The sequence below is a fragment of the Serratia grimesii NBRC 13537 genome (genome assembly GCF_001590905.1).
Lineage (GTDB): Bacteria > Pseudomonadota > Gammaproteobacteria > Enterobacterales > Enterobacteriaceae > Serratia > Serratia grimesii.
In genome coordinates this window covers 137,789-153,390 of the sequence record NZ_BCTT01000010.1, presented here as the reverse complement: position 1 = coordinate 153,390, position 15,602 = coordinate 137,789, and the positions used below count along the sequence as shown (strand labels likewise).

17 protein-coding genes are annotated in these 15,602 nt (G+C 51.7%); 5 read left to right on the top strand and 12 right to left on the bottom strand.

Annotation, left to right across the window (positions count from 1 at the left end; translation table 11 throughout):
- Nucleotides 1–50: 50 nt before the first annotated feature.
- Complete coding sequence (gene pckA, locus SGR01S_RS12520) at nucleotides 51–1,670, bottom strand: phosphoenolpyruvate carboxykinase (ATP) (RefSeq protein WP_037422461.1); 1,620 nt, start codon at nucleotides 1,668–1,670, stop codon at nucleotides 51–53.
- A 482-nt stretch (nucleotides 1,671–2,152) separates the two neighbouring features.
- Between pckA and SGR01S_RS12515 the strand changes: the two genes are divergently transcribed.
- Together SGR01S_RS12515 and SGR01S_RS12510 are read left to right on the top strand one after the other, a co-directional pair.
- Nucleotides 2,153–3,496: a 2-hydroxycarboxylate transporter family protein gene (locus tag SGR01S_RS12515; protein ID WP_061807586.1), complete on the top strand. Its 1,344-nt coding sequence runs from the start codon at nucleotides 2,153–2,155 to the stop codon at nucleotides 3,494–3,496.
- Between the two features lie 306 nt (nucleotides 3,497–3,802).
- Nucleotides 3,803–5,230: a serralysin family metalloprotease gene (locus SGR01S_RS12510; protein WP_037422473.1), complete on the top strand. Its 1,428-nt coding sequence runs from the start codon at nucleotides 3,803–3,805 to the stop codon at nucleotides 5,228–5,230.
- A gap of 150 nt (nucleotides 5,231–5,380) precedes the next feature.
- Here the strand turns inward: SGR01S_RS12510 and SGR01S_RS12505 are convergent, their stop codons facing one another.
- Nucleotides 5,381–5,590: a hypothetical protein gene (locus SGR01S_RS12505; RefSeq protein WP_037422475.1), complete on the bottom strand. Its 210-nt coding sequence runs from the start codon at nucleotides 5,588–5,590 to the stop codon at nucleotides 5,381–5,383.
- A 165-nt stretch (nucleotides 5,591–5,755) separates the two neighbouring features.
- Between SGR01S_RS12505 and SGR01S_RS24355 the strand changes: the two genes are divergently transcribed.
- Nucleotides 5,756–5,926 (top strand): hypothetical protein, encoded by a 171-nt coding sequence (locus tag SGR01S_RS24355; protein WP_167348756.1) that lies wholly within the window; start codon nucleotides 5,756–5,758, stop codon nucleotides 5,924–5,926.
- A 33-nt stretch (nucleotides 5,927–5,959) separates the two neighbouring features.
- Here the strand turns inward: SGR01S_RS24355 and SGR01S_RS24205 are convergent, their stop codons facing one another.
- Both SGR01S_RS24205 and yniD read right to left on the bottom strand, forming a co-directional pair.
- Nucleotides 5,960–6,097 (bottom strand): hypothetical protein, encoded by a 138-nt coding sequence (locus tag SGR01S_RS24205; RefSeq protein WP_156479096.1) that lies wholly within the window; start codon nucleotides 6,095–6,097, stop codon nucleotides 5,960–5,962.
- A gap of 18 nt (nucleotides 6,098–6,115) precedes the next feature.
- Nucleotides 6,116–6,223: a small membrane protein YniD gene (gene yniD / locus SGR01S_RS24505; RefSeq protein WP_255212224.1), complete on the bottom strand. Its 108-nt coding sequence runs from the start codon at nucleotides 6,221–6,223 to the stop codon at nucleotides 6,116–6,118.
- Between the two features lie 329 nt (nucleotides 6,224–6,552).
- Between yniD and SGR01S_RS12500 the strand changes: the two genes are divergently transcribed.
- Nucleotides 6,553–6,945: an ASCH domain-containing protein gene (locus SGR01S_RS12500; RefSeq protein WP_037422476.1), complete on the top strand. Its 393-nt coding sequence runs from the start codon at nucleotides 6,553–6,555 to the stop codon at nucleotides 6,943–6,945.
- Between the two features lies 1 nt (nucleotide 6,946).
- Nucleotides 6,947–7,549: a C39 family peptidase gene (locus tag SGR01S_RS12495; protein ID WP_037422478.1), complete on the top strand. Its 603-nt coding sequence runs from the start codon at nucleotides 6,947–6,949 to the stop codon at nucleotides 7,547–7,549.
- Between the two features lie 53 nt (nucleotides 7,550–7,602).
- Here the strand turns inward: SGR01S_RS12495 and SGR01S_RS12490 are convergent, their stop codons facing one another.
- From SGR01S_RS12490 to rsmF, 8 genes are all read right to left on the bottom strand, one after another.
- Nucleotides 7,603–7,842 (bottom strand): YebV family protein, encoded by a 240-nt coding sequence (locus tag SGR01S_RS12490; RefSeq protein WP_037422480.1) that lies wholly within the window; start codon nucleotides 7,840–7,842, stop codon nucleotides 7,603–7,605.
- A 136-nt stretch (nucleotides 7,843–7,978) separates the two neighbouring features.
- Nucleotides 7,979–8,911 carry a Csu type fimbrial protein gene (locus SGR01S_RS12485; protein ID WP_037422490.1) on the bottom strand — a complete coding sequence of 311 codons (933 nt, stop codon included), beginning with the start codon at nucleotides 8,909–8,911 and terminating at the stop codon, nucleotides 7,979–7,981.
- A gap of 21 nt (nucleotides 8,912–8,932) precedes the next feature.
- Complete coding sequence (locus SGR01S_RS12480; RefSeq protein ID WP_370452788.1) at nucleotides 8,933–11,344, bottom strand: fimbria/pilus outer membrane usher protein; 2,412 nt, start codon at nucleotides 11,342–11,344, stop codon at nucleotides 8,933–8,935.
- Nucleotides 11,345–11,426: 82 nt separating this feature from the next.
- Nucleotides 11,427–12,191 carry a fimbrial biogenesis chaperone gene (locus SGR01S_RS12475; RefSeq protein ID WP_037422492.1) on the bottom strand — a complete coding sequence of 255 codons (765 nt, stop codon included), beginning with the start codon at nucleotides 12,189–12,191 and terminating at the stop codon, nucleotides 11,427–11,429.
- A 20-nt stretch (nucleotides 12,192–12,211) separates the two neighbouring features.
- A complete protein-coding gene (locus SGR01S_RS12470) occupies nucleotides 12,212–12,748 on the bottom strand; it encodes a Csu type fimbrial protein (protein WP_061807585.1) in 537 nt (178 codons plus the stop codon).
- Entirely contained in the window at nucleotides 12,748–13,248 is a 501-nt protein-coding gene (locus SGR01S_RS12465; protein ID WP_037422498.1) for a Csu type fimbrial protein, read from the bottom strand. Before SGR01S_RS12465 ends, SGR01S_RS12470 begins: the two co-directional genes overlap by 1 nt.
- A 3-nt stretch (nucleotides 13,249–13,251) precedes the next feature.
- A complete protein-coding gene (locus tag SGR01S_RS12460; protein WP_037422500.1) occupies nucleotides 13,252–13,788 on the bottom strand; it encodes a Csu type fimbrial protein in 537 nt (178 codons plus the stop codon).
- 287 nt (nucleotides 13,789–14,075) lie between these two features.
- Nucleotides 14,076–15,515, bottom strand: coding sequence for a 16S rRNA (cytosine(1407)-C(5))-methyltransferase RsmF (gene rsmF, locus SGR01S_RS12455; RefSeq protein ID WP_037422503.1), 1,440 nt, complete (start codon nucleotides 15,513–15,515; stop codon nucleotides 14,076–14,078).
- Between the last annotated feature and the right edge of the window lie 87 nt (nucleotides 15,516–15,602).

Here is a 15,602-nt window from a genome sequence, read left to right as displayed (position 1 = left end):
GCAGCACCCCTTGCCATTAAACCACCAGGCACTATTGTGTCCTTGCAGTCTTACAGTTTAGGGCCAGCGCCCACCAGCTTTTCACCCGCCGGTGTTACGGTGTATTTTGCGAAGTTATCGATAAAGCGCTGTGCCAGATCCTGCGCTTTCTCCTGCCACAGTGATTCGTCAGCGTAGGTTTTGCGCGGATCGAGGATCGAAGGATCAACGCCCGGCAATGCTGTCGGAACCGCAAGGCCAAAGATCGGCAAGGTGAAGGTCTCGGCGTGTTCTATCTCACCGTTCAAAATAGCGTCGATGATGCCGCGTGTGTCTTTAATAGAAATACGCTTGCCGCTGCCGTTCCAGCCGGTATTGACTAAATAGGCCTGCGCACCGGCGGCTTCCATGCGTTTAACCAGCACTTCGGCATACTGCGTCGGGTGCAGTGTCAGGAAGGCTGCACCGAAACAGGCAGAGAAGGTTGGGGTTGGCGTGGTGATCCCACGTTCAGTCCCCGCCAGCTTGGCAGTGAAACCGGACAGGAAGTGATACTGGGTTTGTTCCGGTGTCAGGCGTGACACCGGTGGCAACACCCCGAAAGCATCCGCAGTCAGGAAGATGATTTTCTTCGCATGGCCTGCTTTAGACACGGGTTTGACGATGTTTTCGATGTGGTCAATCGGGTAAGACACACGGGTGTTTTCGGTTTTGCTGGCATCATCGAAATCAATGCTGCCATCGGCCAATACCTGCACGTTTTCTAACAGCGCGTTACGGCGGATCGCCTGGTAGATCTCAGGCTCTGCCTGTTGAGACAGCTTGATGGTCTTGGCGTAGCAGCCACCTTCAAAGTTAAACACGCCATCGTCATCCCAGCCATGTTCGTCATCGCCGATTAACTGACGTTTCGGATCGGTGGAAAGGGTGGTTTTACCGGTGCCGGACAGGCCAAAGAATACGGCAACGTCCCCCTGTTCACCCACGTTAGCGGAACAGTGCATTGACGCGATGCCCTGCAGTGGCAACAGGTAGTTCATGATCGAGAACAACCCTTTTTTCATTTCGCCGCCGTACCAGGTGCCGCCGATCAACTGCATGCGCTCGGTCAGGTTAAAGGTAACGAAGTTCTCCGAGTGCATCCCTTGCTGTTGCCAGTCCGGGTTGGTGCATTTGGCCCCGTTCATAACCACGAAATCCGGTTCAAAATTTTGCAGTTCTTCGTCGGTTGGGCGAATAAACATGTTTTTGACAAAGTGTGCCTGCCAGGCCACTTCGGTGATGAAGCGTACCTTCAGCCGGGTATCGGCATTGGCACCGCAGAACGCGTCCACAACAAACAGACGTTTTCCGGAAAGTTGGTTACCTACCAGCGTTTTCAGATGTTGCCAGATTTCTGGCGACAGCGGTTGGTTGTCATTTTTACCGGTGCCGTTGTCGGACCACCAGACGGTATCGCGCGTAGTGTCGTCACGCACGATGTATTTATCCTTCGGTGAACGGCCAGTGAACTCGCCGGTATCGACGTTGACCGCACCTAATGTTGTTAGCGTACCGCGTTCCAGTGCCGGCAGGTCGGCACGGGTTTCCTCAGTGAAGAGTTGCTCGTAGCTTGGGTTATGGACGATTTCGGTAGCCTGATGGATGCCGTAACGGGCCAGTGTTTGTGGGGTAATAGCGATTGAAGACATATCCTACTTCCTTATTAGTTCTATGCCCGCTGACGTTGAGGCCGCAGTAAAACTGCCAGCAATCAAAAAGCCGCAGGGCATATATTATGTGCCTGTTTTCTGCACGGTGCCGCGTACAGAGACAAGCTCGGGTACAGCTGACCGGATTCAGCTAATTACCGCTCCGGTTCTCATTAATAAACGCACGGATTTTTACTTCCACCTATAGCATAGCAGTGAATTTACAACTGATTATTTTAATTACAAAACGCTGACGATAATTAATTAAAACTAACATCAGCGAAGGCTCACAATATTGGATTAATAAGATGTAATTTGGTTTTGTATTTTTATTTTTTATCATATTGTCAGTGCTGTCTACTACTTTATTTATTATAAGAAATCTAACTTTTCCAGATAATGATTTGTTTTAACTCTTTAAATTACTTCACGTATCGTCAGACGATCCGCTCCATACTGAACACTTGTCAGCAGGGTGAATAATGAAACAGATAAATGCAGAAATTGCGTGTGAGAAAGATACGCCGCAGCCTGATCCATCAGGATTAATTAACCAAATCCGGCAGATGGATATCGGTGCAGTACCGGTCGCACTGTTTATCACTATTTGTGCCATTGTTGCTGTTTCGGCCTACGCCAACTTCTTGCCAAAGAATATGATTGGTGGTCTGGCGGTGATTATGACGCTGGGTTTTGCGCTGGCGCAGTTAGGGAAAAGTATTCCCGTGTTGCGCGATATTGGTGGCCCGGCGATTCTGTGCCTGATGGTGCCATCGGTATTGGTTTACTTTAATTTCTTCCAGCCGAACGTAATGGCTACCGTTCACCTGCTGATGAAAGATGCCAATCTGCTGTACTTTGTGATCGCCAGTCTGGTTGTCGGTAGTATTCTTGGCATGAATCGGGTGATCTTGATTCAGGGCATGATCCGCATGTTTGTGCCTTTGGTCGTAGGCACGGTGACAGCAGTGGTAACGGGGTTGTTGGTGGGTAAGCTATTTGGTTTTACCTTCTATCACACCTTCTTCTTTATCATTGTACCGATCATCGGAGGCGGTATTGGTGAAGGCATTTTGCCACTGTCACTGGCGTATTCTGCCATTTTGGGATCCACACCCGACGTGTATGTGGCGCAACTGGCACCTGCGGCGGTATTGGGTAACATCTTTGCCATTGTGGCGGCGGGTGTGCTGGCCCGTCTGGGTATGAAGCGCAAGGCATTAAGTGGTAATGGTATGCTCATCCGCTCGGCTCAAGAAAACGCAGTGTTTGCCATTAAAGAAACCAACGGTCATGTCGATTTCCAATTGATGGGAGGTGGGCTGTTGGTGATTTGTGCCTTCTTTATCGTCGGTGGCCTGTTCGAACACATTGTGCATATCCCAGGGCCGGTGCTGATGATCTTGTTCGCGGTACTGTGCAAATACTGCCGGGTGATACCAGCGTCAATGGAAACGGGGGCACACAGCTTTTATAAATTCGTCTCCACTGCTCTGGTGTGGCCGCTGATGATTGGCTTGGGCATGTTGTATGTGCCGCTGGAAAGCGTGGTGGCTGTTTTTTCAATAGGTTACGTGGTGGTCTGTGGTTCGGTGGTGTTGTCGATGGGGTTGGTGAGTTTCCTCATTGCACCTTACCTGAAAATGTACCCGGTTGAAGCGGCCATCGTCACCTGCTGCCACAGTGGGTTAGGCGGGACCGGTGACGTAGCGATCCTCTCGGCATCCAACCGCATGGGACTGATGCCTTTTGCGCAAATCGCCACGCGTATTGGTGGTGCTTCTACCGTCATTGGTGCCACGTTGTTATTGGGTTGGTTAATCTGAGTCCAAACGACATTATGGATACCGGGGTGGATTGCCCCGGTTTTTTTATTTGTGTCGCTGGCTAGTAGTAAGCACTAAAGCGTAATGGGAAAGGGCACTGTTATTTTAATTAGAGGACGCGGTATTTTAATAAAAAGTGTCTATGCTTTTTGTTAAGGGATTATCGTTCTCATTAAGAGTGCTCATGGAGGGTGCCAGCCGCATTACCGAAATCCCCGTATTGACTCAGCACCGGACCCCGGCCATTCAGGCTATCCGTCAGTGATGCCCTCGGCTCACTGAAATGACGAATATGGAGATTTTGGTATGTCATCAAATAATCAACAGGCTAACGCTTCCGCGGAAGCTATAACCGTATTGGCCCTGCAGGGTGCTTATAAACCTGAAAGCGACTCACAACTTAATGTGATTCACCCATCAAAAAGTTTTGAGAATGCAGGGCTGGAATTGATTCGTGGCGATCGGAGCTGGCACGACAAAGGTGTGACAGAGACGGCGGTCAACCTGAGCTATAGCTTCTGGGAACAGGCTCCAGGCAATATGTCGAGCATGGCGATCAGCGGCTTCAGCAGCTTTAATGCACAGCAGCGTGAACAGGCGAAACTTTCACTGCAATCTTGGTCAGACGTCGCCAATATCACCTTTACAGAAACCAGCAATACCCAAAGTGCAAACATCAAATTCGGCCTGTTTGATGTCAGTTCTCGTGGATCTTATGCTTTTGCCTATAATCCGGACTCATCGCCATCGGTGGCGGGACAAACCTGGTATAACGCCAAAAGTAACGTGTTCGTCAATAATTTGATTCACGAAAATGAATACGGACGCCAAACATTTACCCATGAGATTGGTCATGCGTTGGGCCTGCAACATCCAGGGGATTACAACGCTGCGCCTGGCGTCAGCATCACCTACAGCAAAGATGCCACCTACTTTGAAGACAGTCGTGCTCACAGTGTCATGAGTTATTTCAGTGAAAGCAGCACGGGTCAGGACTTCAAAGGGGCATACTCCTCAGCGCCGTTGTTAAATGACATTACGGCGATTCAGCATTTTTATGGCGCCAATATGACGACGCGCAGCGGTGATACGGTTTATGGTTTTAATTCCAATACCGATCGTGATTTCCTCACAGCCACCCATGCACAGGACAAAATCGTTTTTACCGCGTGGGACGCTGGCGGTAACGACACGTTTGATTTCTCCGGTTTTAGTCAGAATCAACGTATTAATCTTAACGAGAAATCGTTCTCCGATGTGGGTGGCCTGAAGGGGAACGTTTCAATCGCTGCAGGTGTCACGATCGAGAATGCGATTGGTGGTGCGGGAAATGATGTATTGATTGGCAATGCTGCGGATAACCTGTTGCAAGGCGGAGCAGGCAACGACGTGCTGTTTGGTGGAGCCGGTGCTGATCACCTCTACGGTGGAGCGGGTAAAGACACCTTTGTTTATTTTGGGGCGTCGGAATCCCGTGCGTCCGCACCGGACTGGATCCACGATTTTGTTCGTGGTGAAGATAAGATCGATCTGTCGCTGTTTAATACCGGCAGCAATAGCATTGAATTTGTCAGCCAATTTAGCGGCAAGGCCGGAGAGGCTATGTTGACCTATGACCAACAGGCTCACGTCAGTGATGTGGCAATCAATATGGGCGGTGGGTTTGACGGCAGTGATTTTCTGGTGAAAGTGGTCGGGCAACCTTTGGAAACCAGTGATTTCGTGCTGGCGTGAAGCTAGATGGCAATAATAATTCGGTGTTTTGAGAAAAAACCCGACAATTCCTATTATATCCGTCATGTTAGCCTGACATAGTAATGCCCAGAAGGCCGGGCTTGCATACCTCGGGCTTCTGCCGAATCGCCAACCCTTAAGGTTGGCGATTCATTTTCCATCTTTCAGCATGTTGATCGCCGCGCCGATCAGGATCCGGCGTTCAATATCGTTGCTGTCGTCCAGTTGCTGTGTCAGGTGTCTTGCCAGCGTTTCTACCGTTAAAACCTCACCACGATGGCGCAATTGCATCACGCTGTCGCCGATCAAGCGTGCGACTTCATCCCACACGGGCTTTATCTCCTGCTCCGAGAACATCATCGTTTACCTCGGCTGGGTGATTTTTGGTCAATGTAGCAGGTGAGCCAGGGGTTCGCTACCACCGCGATCGCACAATTCTAAAAGCGGAAGTATAAAAAACAAACCATCAGTGTTTCTTCTGGTTTTTTCATCCAATACTGACAGTGTTGAATATTTGGAGGATAAATGATGAAACTGATCGATCAATTGGCTGACTACCATCGCCGGAGTCAGCGGGCAGAGGTGCAGCATTGGTTGAGTCGTCTGTGGATACCGCAAGGGGAGGCACGAATCGCCTATCTGCGCGAGCTGCTGGAGCCTGAAGACCAACAACCCGCAAAACGGGATCACCAATAGTATGGTGTTCGCCAGTGTCCGGCCGGACTGGCGTTACTCGAGAATATCTTCGATTTCTTCAAGCATCTGGTGACCTAAATCGGTGGTGATCATTAATATACCGCAGATCAAAATAACCAGTGCCAGCAGCAGTAAGGCAATTTGCACACCGTTGCCATTGTGTTTTGCCATCGGTCTTGTTCCTTGCGGTTAGCCAAAGACGATCGCCGCCCAGCGTAAGAACAGTAGGGCGAGACAGATCAGCAACAAAATCAAAAACATCTTCCAGTGTTTGGTGCGCATGCGTTTGGTTGCCAATGTGACCTCCTGTTTGTGTGATCAACTGAAATACCAGCCGCCGATAACAAAGATAACGATCACCACCACCGCCAGGACTTTTAGTAAGTCACTGAAGGTGTCATCTGGGTCTTTATCTGCATTTTTCATTTTACCGCCTGGCCGTAGCCATGGAGAGGATCTCGCCCACAGTATGCCTGTTGTGCTGGCACAGGCACAGGCATTTACCGTAAACGGCTTGTAAAAAATGTGGGAATAGGTCACTGCGGGGTGAATTCGGCAGGTGCAGGCAGCGGGGAATACGTTGTACTATTCTGTCTGCACAATGATTCATTCAATAAGGTATGGCAATGGCGAGCGAAATTCCGAAAAAATATGAAAACACCGAACGTTGGGCGTTTGGCAATACTGAGCAGCAGGCTGACGACATCGTTAAGCTGATCCTCAACGGCACCAAGACGGCAACCTGCGCCAATCTTGACGGTGAAGGTATCCCGCTGGCCGGCGATGTGTTTGTTGTTGTTGATGGTAAAGGTAACCCAATTTGCGCGGTAGAACTGACTTCAGTAGAAATGAAAACCTACGATCAGGTTGATGAAGCGCATGCTTATGCTGAAGGCGAAGGTGACCGTTCACTGGCCTATTGGCGTAAAGAGCTGCAGAGTTTCTTTGAAGAGTATGAACTGTTCTCACCTGATATGACGCTGGTGCTGATGAATTTCAAAGTGGCAGAGACTTTCTGATTTGACACTTCCTGTTCCCTACGTCTGCCAGTGGGCGACACCTGAACTTGCAGCCGACTTGATTGCGGGGCGAGCGACGCTGGCGGATGACGCCAACTGGGCGCTCAGTGGTGCGTATGATCGTGCGGAATACATCGAATGGGCCAACCACGTCTGCGGTATGGCCTGTCTGAAAATGGTGCTGAGCCACCGCGACGGTGATGCGCCATCGCTGATGGAACTGGCACGCCGCAGCCTGCCTTACGGTGCTTATGTACGTGAGGGGGAGCGCATTAAGGGGCTGATCTACGCGCCATTTGTAGACTATGTGCGTGAACAGTTTGCGTTGGCGGCCGAGGTTCGGGTTGGGCTTGAACCTGAGGCGTTACTGCCGTTGTTAGCGCAACACCGTTATTTTATGGCCTCGGTGCATCCTGGTATTCGCCAGCCTGAGCAGATACCCCCACAACGAGGTGGTCATCTGGTACTGGTGACCGCGGTTGAGGCTGACCGTGTGACTTTCCACAATCCTTCCGGTGACAGCCTGGCGACACGTAGGCAGGTAACGTTACCGATGAGCCACTTTGGCCGTTTTTTTGCCGGCCGTGGTATCGCTATCGCATAAAAAAACGCGCCGTGTTCCTATGGGACACCGCGCGCTCTTCCGTTTACCGCCGTTCATTCCAATCGCATCACCCAGGCATCGGTCTGCCGATCATAATGTTGTTTATACAGCAGCGATTGCTTGCCATTCAACATAGCCGGGATACTGGTGTGTTCATCCCAACCGTCTAACTGCATACACAGGTCGGGATCCGACTTGCAAGGGATCGCCAGCGTACTGGCTTGTTCGGACGAAGAAGACAAATGCGCATCATCGACCTCAAAACTGCCTATTTTCACCACGGTTTTGCCCATTGGAACTCCTTGCCTGATCTGCTGGTATGAGGTATGACCAGTTAGGTCATCAGTATCAGCATAGACAAATGAGCAAAAAATGCCACATAAAAAATACAAACTGGCAACATGTGCGGGCGGTGGCTACCGCATGGCTTTAATAAGTCACCACAAAACTGACGTTGTCCTGATAAGTACCGACCGGCGCTTCGGACTGTGCCGGATTGATGGCTGCCTTGAACGGGATGCTCTGAGTCAGGCCGGTGCCGGCACCGCTTTGCGGGTTGGTGCTGCTCCATACGGTCGATGTATTGGGCAGATAAATTTGGTACTGCAGGAAATTAGTGGTGCCATTAATCATCTGCCGCCAGCCGGTAATCGGGTTGTTACCATTGGTGAAGTAGGTGGTGTAGCTCTGGCTCTTGGTGCAGGTGAGGGTAATGCTTTGGTTAATCGGATTAAATTGGCCAACCAGTGCCATACTGCCAAAGTTGACGCTGTTGGCGGTATTGATCAGACAACTTTTGGTGATAATTACCGTCACGGTGACGGTACTGGGTTGGTTGGTACCGTCCCACCAGACACAAATACCGAGTAAACCGAGGCCGCAGATATGGTAGTTCCACACCAGGTTGATGGTGTCGGTATAAGTCCCGGCGCTGACGTTCGCACCGGCAGTCGTTTTGATATACACCGGAAAGTTGACGTTGGGCGAGATAAGGATCAGCGTTAACAGATTCAGGGTGCTGTAGTTGATGGTCTGGCCCATGGTGTAGGGATACTGATAATTTGCGTCGGGATAAATCAGGTATGAGATTTTATCGCCTGAGCCATTGGTATTAAGCAATGCCATCGAGTTGGTGGTTGAGGCAATTTGTACCGTCACGGTATTTTGCGTCAGCAGTGACAGGCCAAGGCCGGTGCAGTTTAGCCCTGCGGTGCCTTGGGCATTAATTTGCCCATTGTAAACAGCAAAAGAGCTGCTGCTGGGCAACGTTACCGTACCGCTGGTGGTGGTACAGTCTGCCAGTGCCCGTTGACAAAACATCAGCATCAACGCCGCCAAAACTATCTTGATTTCCCGATACATATTGCTTTTCTCCGTGTGGGTTTATTGGCAGACGATCGGCCCGATGCGTTGCATACCTTGCGGCTTATCCAGATTGAATGTGGCCTGACATGGCGCACCGCCATCGGCCGGAATAACGCTCAGGCGGTTATGTTGTTGTACCGGATCGATATAACTCATGCCGTCCCAACCCACATAGCTTTGCTGATTTGTACCGATAACGGCCACCTGGCTGCCATTGGCCAGATGTTTTCCTTGCGCATCTACCAGCTCAACGTCAGCGGCTGAAACACGTTTGACCGGGAAATCAACCAGATAACCACTGTGGTCTCGTACCGCTACTGTTTTTTCTACCGAGGGAACTGTCACATCCGCTGGCAGATTTAGAGGGTCGATTTGGAATTTGGCATGGTAATACGAGGTGACGGTAGGCACTAACAGATAGCCGTTGTCATTGGTTACGCCGATCCGTTGGTTTTCGTAACTCACCGGGATACCGGCATAACCATCAGTTGAAATCAGTGCAAAGGCATCATTAATGGTATTGGTGGCATAGAAACTGCTGTTCATGGCAACCAGAGAACCACTGACTTCACCCCAACGAGTGTAGTTATTGCTGTTGCCATACAGGCCTCCGCGGGTTTCAAGCAGTGACGTGCGCCAGGTGAGGTCCGCCTGTCGATAATCATTGCCACTGCCTTGGCTGTCAGCATAAGCCAGGTTCCATCCCAATCCTCCATCCGTAGGTGCCGAACGACTGTAACCCACACGTTCACTCCAGCGATTATTGGTGTCGCGGGTCGTGCTCACGCTGGCCGTTCCCCAGCTGTCGAATGGGATACTGAGTTGTAATTGCGAACTGTACCCGCTGCTGCCGATTTCACGGTTTACCGAGGCATATAAGCTAATGTTACGCCACAACGAAAGGCTGTATGAAAAGTTGACCAGGCGTGTGCGGGTGCCAATGGCATCGCGGACGTCGAAATAACCGGCACCAATGCTACCGAAGCGATCGAGTCCAATGCTTCCGGTGAGTTGATCGGTTCGGCGACTCAGGCGATAACTGCTCTTATAGGCTGAAAGATCGCCGTAGCCTTCACTACGCAAAATCCGCTGGGCGTTCAGACTGAAAAGTGAATTGCTGTAGGTGTATCCCAGACTGGTTTGATCCCCACGCGTACTGGTGTATTGATAAATGTCAGTAGGTTCAGACGGCGTTATCGGCTGACCGGTGATTGGGTCATAGTAAATCTGCACAGGCAGCGGGGTACCGTTGAATGCGTCGCTGCCTGCCTGGCTATGGCTGTAAGAGGCGTTGAGTACCCCCCATTGCCCAACTCGAACGTCGGCACCGGCGCCAGCGACGGCCAGTTCCGCGGCACCTTCGGCACGGCCTTCCAGAGTTAACCAATCAGTGACGCCGTAACGCCCACTGCCGCTGGCAACCCACTGTCCGTAGTCACCCGAGCTGATACCGTAATTTTGCCGCAGTGCACCAGTCGATAAACTGAAATCACTCATGCCAGCCTGTAACAAGTTACTGGCGACGTAAAAGGGTACGGTAGTGCTAACCTGACGGCCAAGAGCATCGGTAGTCACTACCGTAGCTTGACCGGCACCATTAATGTAGGGAACGGTATTGAGTGTGAAAGGCCCTGGGTTTACATTCGTCGATGTATTTTTATAGCTGTTGATATACAGATCGACACTGGTGGGCACCGCCGCCTGCCCCGAAAACTGCGGTAATGGGTAGGTGATCACGTCCGGACGTGTGGCGAAGTCACGAGCCAGTTGTAGGCCGCCAATTCTGACCGCTGTTGTCCAGGGTAATGAACCCGTGGTGACATCGCCTGCGGTGTAACTCAACATGCTGTCTTCGTCACTGTAGCGCCATGAGCTGTCGTAACGGACGTAACGACTGTTTTGTTCGCTTGTACTGTCGTTATTGAAGCTGCCACGGTAAATACCGGTATTGGCGATCACGCCAAATCCGTCGAATAATCGCTGCTCGCTCCAGAGCGAAAAATACCCCGGATTGCCACTGCCGCTTTGGCTGGCATAAGCATCATAATTAAATAGAAAACCAAGGCTACTTTGGGCTTTCAGACGTTGTTCCGGATCGGTGGCACTAATGTTTTGATTCGGCAGCCAGTCGTTGGGCACATTAATCATCAGCTGTTGGGTTTCGCCACTGTAAGTGACATCCACTTTATCCAACTGGTCGACGGCAATCTCTTTCGCCTGCTTATCTGCCACGGGTAGGCCAGCGTCGATCAACTGCTGCGGGGTGAGGTAGTAGTGGCCGCCACGGTAGCTGATTGGGACCACATTGCCGGTTTGCCGCCCATTGATTACCGGCTCCAGATAGAGGGTGGTATCGGGCATAGTGATCGCATGAGGTGGCGGCGGCAGATCATCCGCTCGCGCATCTGCTAGCCACAGGTCTACCACCATACAGAGTACGGCAAGGGCTAACGGTTTTAGTCTCAATCCGTTGCCAATAGGGGGGCGTATCCGATTCAACCGCACCGAAGGCTCAATAGGCCGGGATAGTTATTGGCTGTTTATTATCGTTAACCGTTGCCTGTAGCTTACCGCCAGCAAAGCTGGCTGACGGCGGCAAGGCAAAACGCATCTGCGAGCCCGGTAATACGTAGCCCAGTAATCCTGCATCGAGAAGTTTGCCCTGCATGCTGACTTGTGAAAGCCGGGCATGCACCACACCGGTATTACGCACGTCGAGCCAGCGTTGGCTGTTTTGCTGCGACAACCGGTAACTGAGCTGTGGTTGGCTGGCCGTCGCATAATCACGTGGATGCTCGTAATCTTGCTTGGTCCAGATCCCTTTACCGCTGACAAACAGGGGGACTGAATAACGCATTTGGAATTTTAATCCCATTTGTGCCCCTTTTTCCGGGGCTGTACCGTCTTGATCCTTAATCGGCACTTCATCGATCAGAATACGGTACGCCTGCTCTTTACCGTCCGGTGTCGGCGTTTGTCGGATTAAACGGATAAGTTGGCGCTTGCCAGGGGCGATAGTGGCAACCGGCGGGCTGGCGACCACGTTACTCTGGTTGTGGTAGTCATCTTTACCGTTAATCTGTTGCCACCCGAGAACACGTACTTGCATATAAACGGTTTTGCTGTCGCGATTCTCCAACCAGAGCGCGGTGGCCGGTTGATTGGCTTCAATGGCTGGGTCAATCGGCCAGATAAGGATGGATGCGGCGGCAAAAGCTTGTGGCTGGCTTGCGAGCAAGAGGGCTGTCATCAAAGACAGTCTAAAGGCGGTTCGCATAGTGTGATCCTTGTTAAAGCTTAATAAGTCACTGTTAATAAGACCGTATCACTATAGGTGCCACTGGTGGGCAGGATACTGGTCGACATTAAACGGGCATACATTTTGATTTCTTGTGTGCTGCCGGTGCTGGACACTGTATGTACGGTGCCACCGTTGGTGCCGTCTCCCCAAATGGTTGAGTAGTTACTGTCCTGGTAGAGTTGGTACACCAGCGTTTCCAACGTGGTCGCGTTTTGTAATTTTCGGCCGGCCGAAATGGATCCGGTCACATTGCTGCCTACATTCAGCGCCAGTGTGACGCTCACATTGGGGTTGCAGCGAATCAGTACTGAGCCGGCTCCGGCACTGGATACAATGCTGATATTGCTGCTGAGCGAAGAGACCTGACCGAAACTCAGGGTGCCGAATGTCGTAACATCGGTCACACCGCTCCCCAATACGCAGCCTTTGATAATGGAAGCATTAACCGTAAAGGCTTGGCTGACGGTGTCGGCAGAAGCCTCACCGGCGCTTATCAGGCCGGCTAACAGCAAGCAGGTCTTCGCGCTTTTCATTACCAATTTATCGTCACCTGCACCGTATCGGAGTAGTTACCGGTAGCGGGGGTTGTTTGCGCGGGAACCAAGCCATACACTGGTAGCCAGGTCGTTTGTCCGGTAGCTGTCATCGACACGCCGGTCACGTTGTCCCAAACCACAGTATGGGCAGCGTTGGTATAGAGGTTATAACTGACTTTTGCGCCAGCAGTGCTCTGCATATAACGCGCCGCCGTATTCCCACTCTGACCACCGTTAAGCAACACGGTATAGCTGGTTCCATTATTGCAATTCACCTGCAAGGCCCCGGAGTTCTGCTGCCCGGTGACCTGTACAGCGGTATTAAGGAAATACACGGTGCCGAAATTAAGCGTACCAAAACTGGTATTGCCACCGCTGGTGGTCCCCGCCACACAGGATTTAACCAGTGTGGCGTTGACTGTAACCGTGGCCGTTTTCACATCAGCGCGGCAGTTTATAGCAACCAATAAGAGCAGGCAGGCACCAGCCAGGCGCATGGGTTACCAGGTTACCGTCATGGTTACCGTGTCGTTATAAGCTCCGGCGGCTGGCGTGGTGCCTGCGGCCGGTACCAGGCCATAGACCGTCAAGGGAACTACCGCTCCAGTACCTGTCCCGGCTAATACGTTTGTTGTGTTATCCCAGGTTTGAGTATGTGCAGCATCCTGATAGAGGTTATAGCTGATGTAGGCAGGGACGCTGCTGGCCATTCGGCGTTGACCACTGGAGGCGTTTAAACCGTTATCCAATGCGACGGTGTACGCCGTGCCGTCGGTGCAGTTCAGCCCAATAGAACTGCCCGCGCCGGCGGTGCCAGTGGAACTGGCGGTGATAATGTTAGACAGTGAGGAGTAGGTACCGAAACTGATAGAACCGAAGTTGTTGACGGTGCCAGTAGAAGTACCGCCGGTGACGACGCAACCATTACCGATGGTTAGTGAGACACCGAGTGTCCCCTGAATTGTGCCTGCGTTAGCTGCGCCATTTGCGCACAGCAGGGTGGCTACCGAGGTCAATGCCATCAGAATCTTTTTCATATTAGTTTCCTTGCTGTGTAAGGGAGAACCCCACAAAGTCGCCACCCGAAAATGGGTTAAACGCATTAATTTATTTACAGCTTAATTAATAGAATAAGAACTCGGAATTGTCTTGGTGAAAGATCGAAAATTTTCTTTGTTTTTGAAAGATGTCGCTATCTGTCAGCCTGTCAGGGGGATAATGCTTGGTTATGGAAATGATTAGAATAATAATATTTACGTATAGGAATATTATTAGGAGGATTAACCAGCCGGGAATTAACCGGCCAGTCAGGGCGAGAATGGGTTTATTGTTGGTGGAAATCCAACACGCCGTCACGAACCAGTTCGCGCGGCAGGTTGTTTTTTATCCGGCTGCCAATGCGTTTAGCGATACCTATCGGTTGTTGTTGGTAGGTGACAATACATTCATCGGTCTGCGGCGGTGGCTCTGGGTACAGATCTCGGCCGTGGAACCACTCTTGCGCCAGCGTAGCATCCAGTTCAAAACGCTGTTTGCTATTGTCCATCGCTAAGGCGATGACGGCTTCGTGCTGCCAGCGGTAACCCTTGGTGAAACGTTCGGCCAATTTCAGCCCGATGCGTGAGAATCGTACCTTATTGACCAGTGCTTCCAGCTCCGCTGGGAACAGCCAAATCTCCTTATCACGTGCCCACAGACGACTGGTTTCATCCCAGGCCAGCCCGGATGCGGCAGCTGCCTGAGCAATGTCTGCCGAGTCTTTAGCGGAAAGCGGGGTAAACGGAAACTTACCCAGTTTATAGTTTGGTTTTGCGAGCGGAGCAACAGAGTGGTGCTTACGCAAACGTGCCACGAAGAAGCCTTCGCTGTCGTAGATTTGTGGGAACACATGCAGGAAGCCTTCGGCAGTTAGCGCCCGTTTAGCGTCGGGGAACAGATCACCCAGCGGTTCAATGCTGACTGCATCGCCGTAGGCTGCAATCAGCCCGTTGACGATTTGCTGGTTTTCTTGCGTGTTTAGTGTGCAAGTCGAGTAGACCATCACGCCGCCGGGGGCCAAAGCATGGAAGGCACTGTCGATCAATTCGCGCTGGGTGTCAGCTATGGCGGCAACGCTTTCCAGCGACCAGTTGCTCATGGCGTCCGGATCTTTACGCACGACACCTTCACCGGAGCATGGAGCATCGAGCAATATGGCGTCAAAGCTTTCCGGCAGCGCAGCGCCGAAGACCCGACCGTCAAAGTGTGTTAGCGCCACGTTTTTCACGCCACAGCGACTGATGTTAGCGTGCAGTACTTTTACCCGACTGGCGGAGTATTCGTTAGCCACGATACCGCCCTGATTATTCATCAAGGCTGCAATTTGGGTGGTTTTGGAACCCGGTGCAGCAGCGACGTCCAGGACACGCCGTGGTGTTTCAGTGTCGGCGAACAGGGCAGTGACCGGCAGCATTGAGCTGGCTTCCTGAATGTAAAACAGGCCGCTCAGATGCTCCGCCGCGCTGCCCAAACGCAATTCCTCATCTTTACGTTCGATCCAAAAGCCTTCCGTACACCAGGGAATCGGCTCCAACTGCCAGTCATAGTCCTGCACCAACAACAGAAAGTCAGCAACACTGATCTTCAGGGTATTGACCCGCAGGCTGCGGCGTAATGGGCGTTGGCAGGCGGCAATAAAGTCGTCCATCGACAGGTCGGCGGGCATGATGGCGCGCGTCGCGTCGAGAAAAGCGGGCGGCAAAAAAACGGAGGCAGGTTTGGCCACGGGGTGAGCTCTCTGGCAGCAGTCAAAATAAGGGCGGGAGTTTATCACAAACCTGAGAACAGTAGGGGCCCAGCATTTTGCTGAGCC